This is a genomic window from Gloeothece verrucosa PCC 7822, assembly GCF_000147335.1.
GTDB classification, from domain to species: Bacteria; Cyanobacteriota; Cyanobacteriia; order Cyanobacteriales; family Microcystaceae; genus Gloeothece; species Gloeothece verrucosa.
On record NC_014501.1, the window covers coordinates 916,314 to 928,881 of the forward strand.

Annotated in this window: 17 protein-coding genes; 6 read left to right on the top strand and 11 right to left on the bottom strand. The window is 39.7% G+C overall.

Annotation, left to right across the window (positions count from 1 at the left end; genetic code table 11):
• The first annotated feature begins 11 nt into the window (after positions 1-11).
• Genes CYAN7822_RS04105 through CYAN7822_RS04120 form a run of 4 tightly spaced genes read left to right on the top strand, consistent with a single transcriptional unit; the run spans position 12 to position 1,797 of the window.
• Positions 12-308 carry a hypothetical protein gene (locus tag CYAN7822_RS04105; protein ID WP_013320981.1) on the top strand — a complete coding sequence of 99 codons (297 nt, stop codon included), beginning with the start codon at positions 12-14 and terminating at the stop codon, positions 306-308.
• Positions 305-808 carry a hypothetical protein gene (locus tag CYAN7822_RS04110; RefSeq protein WP_013320982.1) on the top strand — a complete coding sequence of 168 codons (504 nt, stop codon included), beginning with the start codon at positions 305-307 and terminating at the stop codon, positions 806-808. Before CYAN7822_RS04105 ends, CYAN7822_RS04110 begins: the two co-directional genes overlap by 4 nt.
• Positions 809-827: 19 nt before the next feature.
• Positions 828-1,148, top strand: a complete 321-nt coding sequence (locus CYAN7822_RS04115) for a hypothetical protein (RefSeq protein ID WP_013320983.1) — start codon at positions 828-830, stop codon at positions 1,146-1,148.
• A gap of 34 nt (positions 1,149-1,182) precedes the next feature.
• Positions 1,183-1,797, top strand: a complete 615-nt coding sequence (locus tag CYAN7822_RS04120) for a glycoside hydrolase family 24 protein (RefSeq protein WP_013320984.1) — start codon at positions 1,183-1,185, stop codon at positions 1,795-1,797.
• A gap of 95 nt (positions 1,798-1,892) precedes the next feature.
• Here the strand turns inward: CYAN7822_RS04120 and CYAN7822_RS04125 are convergent, their stop codons facing one another.
• From CYAN7822_RS04125 to CYAN7822_RS04155, 7 genes are read right to left on the bottom strand one after another with little or no spacing between them, the layout of a single operon-like run.
• Complete coding sequence (locus CYAN7822_RS04125) at positions 1,893-2,093, bottom strand: hypothetical protein (protein WP_013320985.1); 201 nt, start codon at positions 2,091-2,093, stop codon at positions 1,893-1,895.
• The gene (locus tag CYAN7822_RS04130; RefSeq protein ID WP_013320986.1) at positions 2,080-2,328 is read right to left on the bottom strand and encodes a hypothetical protein; all 249 of its coding nucleotides are present in this window, start codon (positions 2,326-2,328) and stop codon (positions 2,080-2,082) included. Before CYAN7822_RS04130 ends, CYAN7822_RS04125 begins: the two co-directional genes overlap by 14 nt.
• Positions 2,328-4,946 (bottom strand): virulence-associated E family protein, encoded by a 2,619-nt coding sequence (locus tag CYAN7822_RS04135; protein WP_013320987.1) that lies wholly within the window; start codon positions 4,944-4,946, stop codon positions 2,328-2,330. Before CYAN7822_RS04135 ends, CYAN7822_RS04130 begins: the two co-directional genes overlap by 1 nt.
• A complete protein-coding gene (locus CYAN7822_RS04140; RefSeq protein ID WP_013320988.1) occupies positions 4,928-5,149 on the bottom strand; it encodes a hypothetical protein in 222 nt (73 codons plus the stop codon). The genes CYAN7822_RS04135 and CYAN7822_RS04140 overlap by 19 nt, the downstream gene beginning before the upstream one ends.
• A 5-nt stretch (positions 5,150-5,154) precedes the next feature.
• A complete protein-coding gene (locus CYAN7822_RS04145; RefSeq protein ID WP_013320989.1) occupies positions 5,155-5,916 on the bottom strand; it encodes a hypothetical protein in 762 nt (253 codons plus the stop codon).
• Complete coding sequence (locus tag CYAN7822_RS04150; protein WP_013320990.1) at positions 5,913-6,107, bottom strand: hypothetical protein; 195 nt, start codon at positions 6,105-6,107, stop codon at positions 5,913-5,915. The genes CYAN7822_RS04145 and CYAN7822_RS04150 overlap by 4 nt, the downstream gene beginning before the upstream one ends.
• On the bottom strand, positions 6,098-6,409 hold the full coding sequence (locus tag CYAN7822_RS04155) for a hypothetical protein (protein WP_013320991.1): 312 nt from the start codon (positions 6,407-6,409) through the stop codon (positions 6,098-6,100). The genes CYAN7822_RS04150 and CYAN7822_RS04155 overlap by 10 nt, the downstream gene beginning before the upstream one ends.
• A 328-nt stretch (positions 6,410-6,737) precedes the next feature.
• Here CYAN7822_RS04155 and CYAN7822_RS04160 point away from each other — a divergent pair, with 328 nt between their 5' ends.
• A complete protein-coding gene (locus CYAN7822_RS04160) occupies positions 6,738-7,127 on the top strand; it encodes a helix-turn-helix transcriptional regulator (protein WP_013320992.1) in 390 nt (129 codons plus the stop codon).
• A 62-nt stretch (positions 7,128-7,189) separates the two neighbouring features.
• Here CYAN7822_RS04160 and CYAN7822_RS04165 read toward each other — a convergent pair whose 3' ends face one another.
• From CYAN7822_RS04165 to CYAN7822_RS38905, 3 genes are all read right to left on the bottom strand, one after another.
• Positions 7,190-7,708 carry a hypothetical protein gene (locus tag CYAN7822_RS04165; protein WP_013320993.1) on the bottom strand — a complete coding sequence of 173 codons (519 nt, stop codon included), beginning with the start codon at positions 7,706-7,708 and terminating at the stop codon, positions 7,190-7,192.
• A gap of 316 nt (positions 7,709-8,024) precedes the next feature.
• The gene (locus tag CYAN7822_RS34400) at positions 8,025-9,206 is read right to left on the bottom strand and encodes a deazapurine DNA modification protein DpdA family protein (protein WP_216701564.1); all 1,182 of its coding nucleotides are present in this window, start codon (positions 9,204-9,206) and stop codon (positions 8,025-8,027) included.
• Positions 9,182-10,126 (bottom strand): hypothetical protein, encoded by a 945-nt coding sequence (locus CYAN7822_RS38905; protein WP_216701565.1) that lies wholly within the window; start codon positions 10,124-10,126, stop codon positions 9,182-9,184. Before CYAN7822_RS38905 ends, CYAN7822_RS34400 begins: the two co-directional genes overlap by 25 nt.
• A 305-nt stretch (positions 10,127-10,431) precedes the next feature.
• Between CYAN7822_RS38905 and CYAN7822_RS34410 the strand changes: the two genes are divergently transcribed.
• A complete protein-coding gene (locus tag CYAN7822_RS34410; protein ID WP_013320996.1) occupies positions 10,432-11,373 on the top strand; it encodes a hypothetical protein in 942 nt (313 codons plus the stop codon).
• A gap of 51 nt (positions 11,374-11,424) precedes the next feature.
• Here the strand turns inward: CYAN7822_RS34410 and CYAN7822_RS04185 are convergent, their stop codons facing one another.
• Positions 11,425-12,495 carry a site-specific integrase gene (locus CYAN7822_RS04185; RefSeq protein ID WP_013320997.1) on the bottom strand — a complete coding sequence of 357 codons (1,071 nt, stop codon included), beginning with the start codon at positions 12,493-12,495 and terminating at the stop codon, positions 11,425-11,427.
• Positions 12,496-12,568 lie beyond the last annotated feature (73 nt).

The window sequence follows — 12,568 nt, forward strand, 5'->3', positions numbered from 1 at the left end:
TGAGGTTAATCATGAATGAATTACTTTTACCTTGGATGCCGGGATTTTGGGAATACTATCATTCTGCCCCCCCTATTGATTGGCTAAAACAAGTGGATAAGCAAGGCGTTGTTTTTGTGGCCCCTAATCCCATTACGGGAGCATTAGACTATGTTTCTTGCCCAGAAGAATATTATGAGCGCGAAGCCGAAACCCAATCATGGATAGAAAATTCAATGATTGATCCTAACTTTGATCCTTTTGCTGATTGGTATCCTCTAAAAGAGCTAGATGAACCCATCATAAAAGAGGAGGAGATATTTATATGACCAACTCTCCTATACTTCTTGACGGTTTAGGTGAATGGCGAAATTTGGGTACATTAACACCAACTTACGGCAATTGGTTGAGATTCCCTCAGCCGGCCGAGCAAGGGTTTACCACTTTTCGCGTTACCTTTACGGGAGATTGGTATAGGGGGGGATGGCATTGGATCTATCTAAGAGAGATCTATCGCGGTGGCTCTATAGATAATGAGGGAAAATGGGTTAAAGTTTACCCTTCAGAATCTCCTAAAATTGTTTATTTAAATACGTCAGATGAATTCAATTATCTAAATCCACAGCGAAGTTTTGAAGTTTTAAAAGCTCATAAATACATTAGAACTTATGGAGGCAGATTTAATGATAAAGTTTTTTCGGTTAAATTAGAGGAATTTTCCCCTTATCCTGAACTTATGGCTCAAGCCCAAGAACAAACACTTAAAGAGCAAGTCATTAGAGCCATAGCAGAAGAAGTAATTAGAAGATTACCACCTCCACCTAGTTAAATATTTGAATTTTAAGCTCATGGATATAGAATTACTCAAATTATTATTTAACTTGGGGGTTCCTACTGTTCTAGCTTTTTGGCTTATAAGAATTATTGAGGCTTTTTCACTAGGATATTTAAAAAATTTAAATACTTATTTAAAGGAGGTAACAGGGAAATTTCTAGAAATAGCTGACAAAAATGATTCTTTATCCCAAGAAGACAGTAGTATCAGAGAAGCTATTTCTAGAATAGACACAAAATTAGACAATCTAGAAACCAGGGTTTATCACATTCAAAACTTTTTGAATGTAAACAAAAGAAAGAAAGACCAATTAGAGGAAAATACCAATGATTAAGCTTTTTGTTAATTAATTATCAGGAGATAGATAAATGCACGATGTAAACTTAACTAAACCCAACCCCCAAAAAGGCATTTATTATGAGTTTAGCCCTGAGAGGTGGGCTTGGCTGGATTTAATCGCCTGGTCTGAAGGTACTGACAAAAAAATTGAACAGAATGCTAATCTCGGATATACCTTATACTCATCTAGAAATTACAAAACCTTAGAACGAATACAAGACACCGAGACGGGCTATGACGTTACTTTTGGATTTAGAGAAGTTGCTGACCTAAGTAAACATCCTAAGATTCATGTTCCTTTCGGAAATACTACATCAACGGCTTTTGGTCGATATCAAATCATGGATTTTACCGATGCCTGGATAAGGGATTACTTGCAAAAAAATAATTTTCCTTTGCTTCCTTCTTATCAGCCCGAATACCAAGATCAGATGTGCTTATTGCTCATTGATGCTAAACGAGAGGCTTTAAAATATGTAGATTTAGGATTAAAAGGACTAGAAGAAGCATTAAACAGGTTATCTTATGAGTGGGCATCCTTGCCCCCCGGAAGATACGGGCAAGGGTTTCATCCCTTTGATATTTGCAAGGACATTTATACTAAAAGCCTGGAAAAATGGGAAAAGGTTCCGACTCCAAAATAGCTTATCCAAAAATTGAGGCTAGGTTTTTGTGACAGGAAATAGTTTTCAGAGTTAATTTAATCAAGGATGGTCGCTGTTGCTGGCGACCATTTATTTTATAAAACCACCTCATCAAAAAACTTCTCTAACTTGTCAATATTCCAGCGATAAGTAGGACGGGCTTGATTAATGGATATATTTCTATAATGCTTGCCTTTTTTAAACAAACCCTTTCCGAGCATTCGCCTTAACAAAACGGGGGTCACCCCTAGTTTATTAGCCGCCTCAGAAGTTTTTACCCAGTTAGTTTGAGCCATTTTTTTCCTGTAAATATTCTTGATAAAGTTTTTCGGCTAATTCTTTTCCATTATTTGTAAGCTGATATGTTTGAAAGTCTGATTCAAATAAAATGTTGTTTTGTTCTAAAATTTTTGCTGTTCGGTGAGTAAGGGTTCCTTTGCCGCCATAAAAATAAACTTTCCCGTTTTTTGCACCACGAGTAAACGCACCAGCACGTATCAAAAAATCTCTTTGCGCTTTACTTAATTTCATTAATCCTCCATAGCTTTATTAAATAAATTTGTGAGAACATCCTTTCCCCGCCAAGACTTATCAACGTAAAGCGAGTCTAAATACCTGTCTTGCTTTTTAACGCCTGGATTAAGCCACTTAGCAGTGAAAAGCCCGCGAGGATTTGTTTTTTGAATAATACCAAATCCCCCAACCTTGTGCAGAATTAGATCCCCTGGCAGCAAATGATCGTCTTTAACAAGATCAAGATTTTGCAGATAAGACCGAAACTCTAAGATTTGGTCATCCGACAAAGCGTGGCGACTCTTTTTCCCATAAACCAGTTTGAGATAATTAATCCCATCTTCCCTAGACCAGTTTAGTCGGGTCATCGCCTCATCGATATCTGCAAGGATGACCTTCATATTTAAAACCTCAGAATCATCTTGTTCTTCATTTTTCAAAAGGGGTTGGTCACGTTGGTCACGTTGGTCACATTGGCTTGTAGAGAGGGTTTCAGATAGACCAACCTCTTGAGGGGGGTTGGTCGCTTTATTTTGGTCAATTTCTTGTATTGCTTCTGTAGATAGGCTTTCGGGGCGACCAACCTCTTGAGGGGTATTTTCGGTATTTTCGATCGTAGGACATGACCATCCTCTTATTCTATCTTTTCCGCGTCGTGATGGTTTCCATTTTAACCGGGTTAAAACTTCCGTTACTCGTTGCTGAGATGCTCGGTCATGCTTATCGGGAGAAAGATTGAACACCCTCTCTAAAATCTCTCCTGACGTTATCCAGTCAACATAATTATTGTTAAGCCATTGGATGATTTTAGTTTGCCACTCGTCATAGGTGCGGAATTGCTCGTTAAGATCATTAATTTGTTTCTTAAGCTGAGGGTCAGCTGGCCACCAAGGTTCCCTGTTTAAATAGGCATCAACTGCGGAAGCCCATATCCCATCTCTCTCTTTTTCCAACATCTCATAATCGATTGTCCCATTAGGAAGGTTTTCCGCGTTAATAGGAATTACCCAAAATCGTCTATCACCCGTCCGATCACTCAGGAATTCATACTCGTTAACCGTCGCGCCAAAAATACAGGGGCGATGATGTACCTTTGTTTCTGCCGCATAGGGTTTTCTAAAATTATCTCTCAGTACAGTTAGCCATTGCCTAATTTCGCTCTGGCTGCGGCGGTTCATCCGATCATACTCAGCCAATTCGATAATCCATGAAGAATGCACAATCAGCTTAGTGTCTTTATCGTTTAGTTTGCTCTCGTCGATAGACGAGTCATAAAATTCGTCCCCCAAGGTACGGAAAAAGCGAGATTTGTATAGTCCTTGGGTCCCTTGCAGCATTAGCACGTGGTCAACTTGTTCCCCTGGCTTGACAGCCCTAGCTACGCCACTAATTAACCACATCTTAACCATCAAATCATAGAGAGGATCAGTAGTTCCAAAATACCGAGTAGCGAGGTTATCAATGGAAACCCTTTCAGCCTCTTTATGAGATTTTTCTAGATAAAGCTTTAACGGGTTAAACCCAGACTTTTTAGAAAAATAACTAATGATCGCCTTGACATCTTCCTTTGAAGCGATAAGACCCGTCTGGTCAAAGAACCACTCCTTCACATTATCTTCCCATTGAAATTTTTGGTCTTGATATAATATCTGACTTCTTAACTCGTCAAACCTCAACTCCTCAGACATTTCTGTCTCAACAAAGTTAAACAGTTGATCATAGCTTAATCGTAAGGCTTTCTGAGTATTCTTTGCCCACCAATCCTCAAAACTTTGTCTATCTTTATAAGCAGAATGAAAAGCCTGTTCTCCATTAGCCGCTACAAAATCATCTACTCCTTTCCCGTCTTCTGGATTCCAAGAAATGATGCTAACTCGAGACTTTTTATTCTTTAAGAGTTTATGGTAAGTCTTGATAGCGTCCCTAACCCGTTGACGGGTTTTAAACTTGCTGTCTTGGTCAAAACAAAATATTATCTCGTCACGCTCATTAGTCAATAATTCTATTTGAGAAATTAACTTTTTAATCCCGTCCTCATTACGGTAGCCACTATTAACTCCAGGTAGCGCGATCGAAGGATACCCCAAGCTCAATAACAAAGCTGTTTTCTTAGCTCCTTCTGTAATAATCAAAGGAATATCAGGATCATCTAAAATCCACTGCCAGAAATCAATCTCAGCACATTTAAACCCCAATAAACCCGGCTCTTTAGGAACTTCTAACCATAATCTTTGAGCGATTTTTTTCCAGTTCTCCTCAGAGACTTTAAGAGCAAAAATTTCTGTGGGCTGCTGTGGAGGATTTTCATATTTAATGATTTTCCCTTCTGATACTCTGGGAGTATTCGGTTTAAAGCAGCCCCATTCGGAATCTAGCCCATAACATTTATTAACCAGTGAATGAGGCACAAAAGAATTAATATCAACCCCAGAACACCACCAGCCCCCATCATCTAAATGACGATATTTTTGAAGCCATTTATCACGAAGCCTACCATCATTTCTTCTCTCTTCTTTCCCCAATCCATAAAGTAGATGCTCCCAAGGAGATCCCCCTTGCAAACTACGAAAATTTAATGCTATAATATCTTTGTCAATACAAGATTTTTCCAACTCTGTTAAATGTTCTTTTTGCATAACCTATAAGCCTCCTCTCCCAGGGGGTTTTCTCTTTTTGAACTTGAAAACATATTAATAAAAGTTACAAATCCGAGTGTTAGAACAGCCAAAGCAGCCGTAACAATAGCCGATGGTTCATGATTGAAAGCCGCCACGACTTCAGAACCACCGGCAAACAAAATAAGTAAGATAGCAATAGCAGATATTTTTCTATAAAACATATTTCCTAGAAGGGGACATAATTGTCAAGTTCATCATCCTTTAGTTCCAAGGATTGTCTCCCTAGTTGTTCCTTTAAGTCTTTGATTTGTTGTCTCAAATACTCAATAGGATAAGGAGCTTTCCAGATGTCTTTAGGACTTTCTTCCCAGGCATACGCCTTAATTCCTTTCTCTTGAATGCTTTTAATTTTTTTGATGCCTCCTTCAATTAAGGGAAAGACTACCTTGTCTAGTATCATCATCTTGTGTCTGTGGGTCACAGCATCAGTGTACTGAGTCTGTAGAACTAGACAAACAGAACGTAGATACTCGATCATCATTTGCCCCAAGCAATACAACTCTCTGTAGTATTCATCAACCATTCTTTTAGCGGCTTTGATAACTTGCCGTTGGTTGTAAAACTTCGAGTGATGAGAGTTTATATAAGGGTTAGCTTTATGAACTTTTAACGAGGCTTCTAGCTCTGACATGAGAAGTGAAAATTCTTCCCACTCAGTATTAAAAGCAATTAATTCAGCTTGTGGAAGCGCCTCCTCAGAGGGACAAAACAGTTTGTATATCCCCTGACCTGTTTGAGGATTAAAGCAGCCATAGCCAATACGAGCATCACCACCCCAAATTTTTTTAATAAGGGCCAAGGCTCTTTCCTTCCATATTTGCTGGGACTCGTTAGCTAACTCGTGAAACTCGACATATTCACGACCATCTTTACCTAATTGTGCAATTTCATACAAATATTGAGCCAATTGTGCTTGAGTTGGAATCATTTTCTGTACCCTCTCCACCGGTGAATATTTGACCGCCAATCAGCGATAGTAGCTTTCATGCGCTGACGAGATTCTTCAATTTCTTTAAGCTTGTGTTTGCCGAAATAGGGATGATACCCGTCTTCATCGGTTTCTAGTTCCAGGTCTAACAAGCTTTTCTCTTGTAAGCTGCCTGAGTGGTCTAGAGACATTCGCTTTCCTCCAAGGTTAAATCTGCATAAACAGGCTCCCCGATCACCAACCAGCTAAAATGATTGGCGGCGCGAACTGAGGGTAAAATGTACTCTGTCTTGTATTCCCACTGATTCCCCTTGCGGCCACCCATCAAGAAGCAAAGGAAATTTTTCCATCGGGATTCACGGGATAAGACCGCCCATTTTCCACTAGCCGGGGCAAGAGTGATCTCGATTCTTATGTCTAATCTAAACAAGTTAAAGAAATTAAACCCTAAAGTGGGTAATTTTTGGTTCTGTTCAGGCGAAAATAAAAACATATTTTTGTATTTTGAAGATAGGGGGGTTTTTTGACCCCCTTTTGTACATGGAAGATTTATGAAAGATTTAACAAGCGTAAGACCGTAGGGTTTCGTTAGTGCTTCATGTGCCTCCTTTTGGTAATTGGATGTTAATCATTAATTGTTGTCTCTGGTGAAAAGGACTTTTTAGTACAATTGTGCGTGCTTACTTCTTAATCTTTGAGCAATCTTACTTCTTAGCGAGATCAAATTTACTTATCCATAGTCTTATCTCCTAAAGAATTGACTAAAACAGTTGTTCTCTGCCGTTTTTCGCTATTGTCGAAATTTTGCAGAGCGAGTGATAATGAGGGGTAGAAAAGGGAAGCGTAATTCCCTTTTCCAAACAAGAGAGCAAGATGACTCCCTGGTTGAACAGTTAAAAAGTCTTGCTCACTCTCCTATTGTTTCGCGTGTGAGTTTAGCTCACATATTATTTATAATGGGTAAGAGTAAATTAAGTCAACAGCCAACAGTAAATTTTAAAAAATTGCAATTAAAAGACGTAAGAAACTTACTCGGATTAACACAGGAATCTTTTGCCCAAGCACTAGGAGTTAAAAGAGAAACCGTTAGCCGGTGGGAAAACGGGAAAGATGACCCTGAGTTCCTAGAACCGGCGGTCAAGCTTTACAAATTGTTACAAGAAATCAACAGGTCTTTTGAGGATTTGGCTATTCCCGAAAAAAAAGATTAATTTTTATATAAAAACGATACAGACGACAAAGACCCCTTATTTAGGGGCTTTTTTACTTTATTTTAGTGTTTTTTAGAAATCGATAACGATTCTTTAACGAAACGCTTAAGCTGATAGAGGTAAGCCGCCGTCACGATAAATACACTTGAAATAAACCAAGCCAGCTGTCCGTTGAGAGAAGATCCATATTTTGTGAAATAGTGAGAGTAATAAACATTATTAGAAGCAAATCTAACCAAAATATAAAAACACAGCCCGAAAGACACTACAGATATCAACCAATTAGCTGCCCCCTCTAACCAGCTATCAAAATTTGGAAGCCATTTTACCGCTTTGGTAAATTTTCCCCATAAAAAGCAATGAATATAGCTAAAAACAACAATAGGAACAAAAACAAGCGTTATGAGCAAAAATTCAAAGAGCCAATAGCGAGCGACTGATTCCGCCCCAAAAACAACAAGAAGACTCTCACCAGTGAATTGAACAATATATTTTAGCGGAATTACAAACAAAAACGACACAAAAGCCTTAAACCAGGAACTAGGGTAAGGTAGCCATCTTGGATAACGCATATCTTCCATAAAAGTATCTGTACACTACCAGTATTCCCAGGTAAACCCAACAAATAGCCGCTATTCTCCACAAAACAGACAAAAAACCAACCCTCTTAATCTGGCCAAGGGGTTGGTCGGGGGTTGGTCGCCTTTCTATCGCTCTTGTATCAAGGGGTTAACCACTTTGAATAAAAAAATAATAATAAAGGTTGGTCTATAGGATGGTCTATCTGAAACTCGCTCCACAAGACAATGTGACCAACGTGACCAACGTGACCAACCCCCCTTTAAATTAATTGTGTTTGCTCAATATCAAGCTGTAACCGATTTTGTACAAAAACGATTAACGGTCATCGTTGCCAAGTGGGAGGATAAAAAGAGGGTTGTGGGTTTCGATCTGTCCCTGTAAATGTCCACCGTTCAACCAACAAATTTTCACGAGTCCGCCAGGAAGAAGTTCCACTATTTTTCCTTTAAGCTTTTGATACATATAATGCGTTATGAGCATTTCCGTTTTAAGTCCCCAATAATTTGCCTTGGGGTTTGGTTCTAGGTCTGGTTCTACGCCAAGGGGGTTGTCGCGGGACTCGTCCCACTGTCTTGCTAGGTCTAATAAACGCTCTGCAAGGTCTTCTGGGACACGAATAGCTTTTGTTTTGGGGTTATTCCATTTAGGTTTTCGTCCTTGCCCATTACCAGCCCCTGCTGTAACCGGTATGCGTTTTTGTACAGAATCGGTTACGGCTTTAGAAACTTTAGCTTGATAGTTATGGGCTAACTCGATTGTTGGGGTTAAATCCTTAAATCTACGGGGCATAGACCAAGCCATAGAATCACAGCTATAAAGCAGTTCTCTGACCGCTTGATTCTCTAAAGCCGTTTGCTTCAATCCAAACCCATGTAACCGCAAATCAGGACGAATTAACTTAATAGCTCGGAGTATGTCCCCGATGATTTCTGGTGAGCCGTTACGTCGACACACCGAACCAACCCCAACCCATTCCCCCTGGTCGAGCCGATCATTGTATTGTTGAACGTGAGCTATATAGTCAGATACTTTATAGCCTTGAATGACGGGCATGATTTTAACAGGTAAAGGATATGAACATAATCGCTCGAATCGCTCAATAGTGAGCCGTTGATGTTCCTCTACGCTCAAACCAGTTCGTTCAAGGATAAATGGTTCACACATATAGTCTTGAGCCACAGCACAAAGTAGATGACCTACATTAGCCCATCTAGAAATTTGGTGAGCATAGTCTTCTACAGAAGATCTGTATTTCCCGAATCGGCTAAGTTCGGTGAATGCTCCTGAATCCATAATCCAAGGAGAAGATGTTTTAAAGTCTGATTTACGCGATCGCAAACTGTTCGCCGAAATCATAACGCCGGCTGCTGGATAATCAGGATTAATAATAGACGCGGCTTGAGATGGAGAGCAGCCAATAAAGAATAGAGGCAAGATCCCTAGATGATTTTGTACGTTATCGCCTAAAGCTCTCATGACTGACGCTCCTGTCCCCATCGTTTAGTCTGCGGGTCATATTTCCAACTCCCGTGATTTTTCCCCTCTTTAGCCCATCGGCTAACAGTCGACTTATTAACCCCCAGTAACTTGGCTAACTCGGCACCGGTGAGATTCTCGTCAGGCTGTGTTTGTTCTTCTGATGGTTTGTTAGGCAAAAACTCGAACCAGATGACCCAAACTTCTTGCTCTGGATTACCCTTAAAAAAACGGTCTATGAACTCACCAGGGGATAAATGGGAAAACCCCTCTGCCTTGACATCTTCCTGAGATAGTTCGGCCAATGATTGCTTATACGGCTTTTGAGTAAGCTTTAAACGTCCAACAACTTCACCACCAGCCCGCAAGTCTTTACTGTAGGCCGGTATAATTACTTGTTCCTCAAAGTATTTGATAAAAGTATTAGCGTAGCTGTCACACCATAGCCTTCTCGTAACGGTTTTGTGTCCGGACAGTAATTGGGGGAGAGTTTTAGCAAAGCTTATCCCTCGTGCTTTATGATCCTCTTCCTCATTACCTAAATTTTCTGCCTTTTGTGCTGATAGGTAAGTGCCAATTAAGTCTTTTAAAAAACTTTTAGAAGTATCAGGGTGTAATTGTTGAGAAAGAAAACCGGCCACCGCGTGTTCAGTATCTTGTCGGACTTGAGGCTCCATTTGGGTAACAATATCTTCTATCAAGCGTACTCTCCAAGACCCTATCTTTTCGTCCATGCGGTCAGCAATAACATCTTCAATTTTTTTAGTCCGAGCAAGGGATTCAAATTCAAGGTTAATATTATTTTTAATTATTTGCCGTAGAGTTTCCTCGTCTACCATCTTTAAGCCTTTAAACTGTTCCTCTAGTTTTGATAGGCGCTCATCAAGTGAGTTAACCCCTTCCAGTGGTGTTTGTGGTTCCTCCGATTCAATAATAGACAATAAAAGTCTTTTAGCGGTTAGTCCTAGTGACTCATTCTCTAAAGCTAAGGCTGCTAGCTTATTTCTCTGATTCTCATTGAATGAGAACTGAATTATGTTTGGTGTGGGCATAGTCTATGACTACCTATAAATAATCTATTGTCGATGGTCATAGATTATTATAGATTGTTTTATAGGTTGTCGCTATAGATTGTCTGTATAGGTTGTTTAATCTATATAAGTAATCTATATTAATAATCTATTGACAATCTATTTATGCTCTATATAGATTATTAATAGATTGTTTGTAGATTAAGGATAAAGTCATGGGACGGGCCAAAGGAAAAAAGTTAGCCAGTTTTGAGCTTGATGAAACCATCTGGGATTCCTTCAGAAACAAATGCTTAGAGCAGGGGGCTACAGCGTCCCAAGTTCTAACCAGTTTCGTCAAAGGGTATTTAGGGGAAGAAAAAACGAGTCTCCCAGAAGGGAAAGACAAGCCGCTATACCCCTCTTATGAGGACGTAGAGAATATTTGCTTAAGACTTATTGATGGCAAATTAAAAGAAATCAGAGAAAGCCTGAAATTCTCTGAGGAAGTCTCTGAGGAAATCTCAGAAGAAATCTCTGAGGAAATCTCTGAGGAAGTCTCTGAGGAAATCTCAGAAGAAATCTCTGAGGAAATCTCTGAGGAAGTCTCTGAGGAAGTCTCTGAGGAAGTCTCAGAAGAAGTCTCTGAGGAAGTCTCTGAGGAAGTCTCTGAGGAAGTCTCAGAAGAAGTCTCTGAGGAAGTCTCTGAGGAAGATGATTTAAATTTTTATTTCATTAACTATCAAAAAGACGGGAGTATTTTAGGCTGGTGGGCTGGGGCAGATTGGACGGATGATAAACAATTTGCTTTTACGTACTCCAAAGCCAACGCCCAACGATTGATAAAAGGATTGATAGAGGCTAACCCTGAGTTTACCTTTTCCCTAGAAATGGCAAAGCAGACTCTTGGGGTTCAAGGAGCCGTCGAAAAAGAAGACAAGGAATCGAAAAAGCGCATAGAAGAATCATGTGAAAAGAACAATTTAACCTTTAAAGATACTTTGTATAGGCTGCAAGAATACGAGGTATCAAAAAAGAACCCATCTAATAAACGTGATCCTTTTTATTCAAAGAAAGAAATCCTCAAAAGAATGTACGCTTATCCCTTGCCAGAGGGGCTAGAGTGGAGTTTGGCTACTTTAAATAAAATTTGCAAACAACATTATATTAAGCTTTAGTTTCGAAAAAATAATTAAAGAGAAAAAGGGTCACTCAATGACCCTTGCTTTTTATACTGGGGGTTTTGGTCTGTCACTCCTAGCAAGCAAAATATCCATAGCTCGTTGATGAGTCGTCTTGTTAATCCAATGATGATAAATCCGACTGTGAACACTGACAGAATGCCCCATCTGAGAGGCAGCCAGAGAAATATCTAGACCAAACATGATGGCTCGTACAGCCCAAGCGTGTCTGAGATTATAGGGGGAAAAAGGAATTTTTATTTTATGAAAAGCCTTAGTAATTTTATTCCCCAATTGACTATTCGTTAATTGGGGATTAATTTCTTGTCGGCTTGAATCTACAACCCATTGTGCCCACTCTGGATAAAGGGGCCAAACATACCGCTCGTTAGTTTTTCCTCGTGCCACAAAACAAATAGGGTAATCCAGCAAATCCGCATGATAGACCTCATGATTCCTCAGCCCGTAAGCCGCCATAAATCCAAAGCAAGATTTTAACCAGCCCGTATCAAGCGAGTTAAAAACCTGTGAAATTAACTGATCAGACGGAAGCGATCGCGGGCTTAAAGACTTCACCCCATAATTCCCAACCTGCTTACGGATCATCTCCCCATTTAGTCCGGCCAAGTCAGCTAATTTACCATAGGCTAGAGCGTATCTTCTGCGGCTTCTCGTGTCAGGCTGTGTCTGTTCATATAAAGCGCTCTCTAATAATGGAAGGGTTAAGGGTTGGGTTAGCGGCAATTCTTGAAAAGGCTTAAGATATTCTTTATTCCACGTCTCACGAGTTGTTTTATCGTTGGGTTTGTTCTTAAAATATTCCGTCTCAAAACGATCAACAAACTCCCCCACAGTAGAAGGAGAAGTTTTGTTTCTGATCCAATCATCCAAAATAAACTGATGGGCATCCATTAAGCCTGAAATCTGTTTGGCTTTAGCCTCAGCTAATTTAATTCCCTCAACAGACGCTTTAACTTTTAACGGAATTCTTTGCTGTTTGCCTGGGGTAAATGTCCCTCTAAGGTATACTGCCTTGTTCTGGATTTCAATCCTACATCTACATTTAGCTGTTTTAAGCCGTTGATTAGCACTTGCCACCAGCGAATTAAAGTCTTTCATCCATCAACTACGGTATTTCTGTCGCGTTAAACTTATCATGACTAAATCTAGACTAAAATTTTAGTGTCATTTA

Excerpts from the sequence above, each read along its gene's own strand:
- CYAN7822_RS04105 (WP_013320981.1), top strand. The coding sequence starts at position 12 with ATGAATGAATTACTTTTACCTTGGATGCCGGGATTTTGGGAATACTAT.
- CYAN7822_RS04110 (WP_013320982.1), top strand. The coding sequence starts at position 305 with ATGACCAACTCTCCTATACTTCTTGACGGTTTAGGTGAATGGCGAAAT.
- CYAN7822_RS04115 (WP_013320983.1), top strand. The coding sequence starts at position 828 with ATGGATATAGAATTACTCAAATTATTATTTAACTTGGGGGTTCCTACT.
- CYAN7822_RS04120 (WP_013320984.1), top strand. The coding sequence starts at position 1,183 with ATGCACGATGTAAACTTAACTAAACCCAACCCCCAAAAAGGCATTTAT.
- CYAN7822_RS04125 (WP_013320985.1), bottom strand. The coding sequence starts at position 2,093 with ATGGCTCAAACTAACTGGGTAAAAACTTCTGAGGCGGCTAATAAACTA.
- CYAN7822_RS04130 (WP_013320986.1), bottom strand. The coding sequence starts at position 2,328 with ATGAAATTAAGTAAAGCGCAAAGAGATTTTTTGATACGTGCTGGTGCG.
- CYAN7822_RS04135 (WP_013320987.1), bottom strand. The coding sequence starts at position 4,946 with ATGCAAAAAGAACATTTAACAGAGTTGGAAAAATCTTGTATTGACAAA.
- CYAN7822_RS04140 (WP_013320988.1), bottom strand. The coding sequence starts at position 5,149 with ATGTTTTATAGAAAAATATCTGCTATTGCTATCTTACTTATTTTGTTT.
- CYAN7822_RS04145 (WP_013320989.1), bottom strand. The coding sequence starts at position 5,916 with ATGATTCCAACTCAAGCACAATTGGCTCAATATTTGTATGAAATTGCA.
- CYAN7822_RS04150 (WP_013320990.1), bottom strand. The coding sequence starts at position 6,107 with ATGTCTCTAGACCACTCAGGCAGCTTACAAGAGAAAAGCTTGTTAGAC.
- CYAN7822_RS04155 (WP_013320991.1), bottom strand. The coding sequence starts at position 6,409 with ATGTTTTTATTTTCGCCTGAACAGAACCAAAAATTACCCACTTTAGGG.
- CYAN7822_RS04160 (WP_013320992.1), top strand. The coding sequence starts at position 6,738 with ATGAGGGGTAGAAAAGGGAAGCGTAATTCCCTTTTCCAAACAAGAGAG.
- CYAN7822_RS04165 (WP_013320993.1), bottom strand. The coding sequence starts at position 7,708 with ATGGAAGATATGCGTTATCCAAGATGGCTACCTTACCCTAGTTCCTGG.
- CYAN7822_RS34400 (WP_216701564.1), bottom strand. The coding sequence starts at position 9,206 with ATGGGGACAGGAGCGTCAGTCATGAGAGCTTTAGGCGATAACGTACAA.
- CYAN7822_RS34410 (WP_013320996.1), top strand. The coding sequence starts at position 10,432 with ATGGGACGGGCCAAAGGAAAAAAGTTAGCCAGTTTTGAGCTTGATGAA.
- CYAN7822_RS04185 (WP_013320997.1), bottom strand. The coding sequence starts at position 12,495 with ATGAAAGACTTTAATTCGCTGGTGGCAAGTGCTAATCAACGGCTTAAA.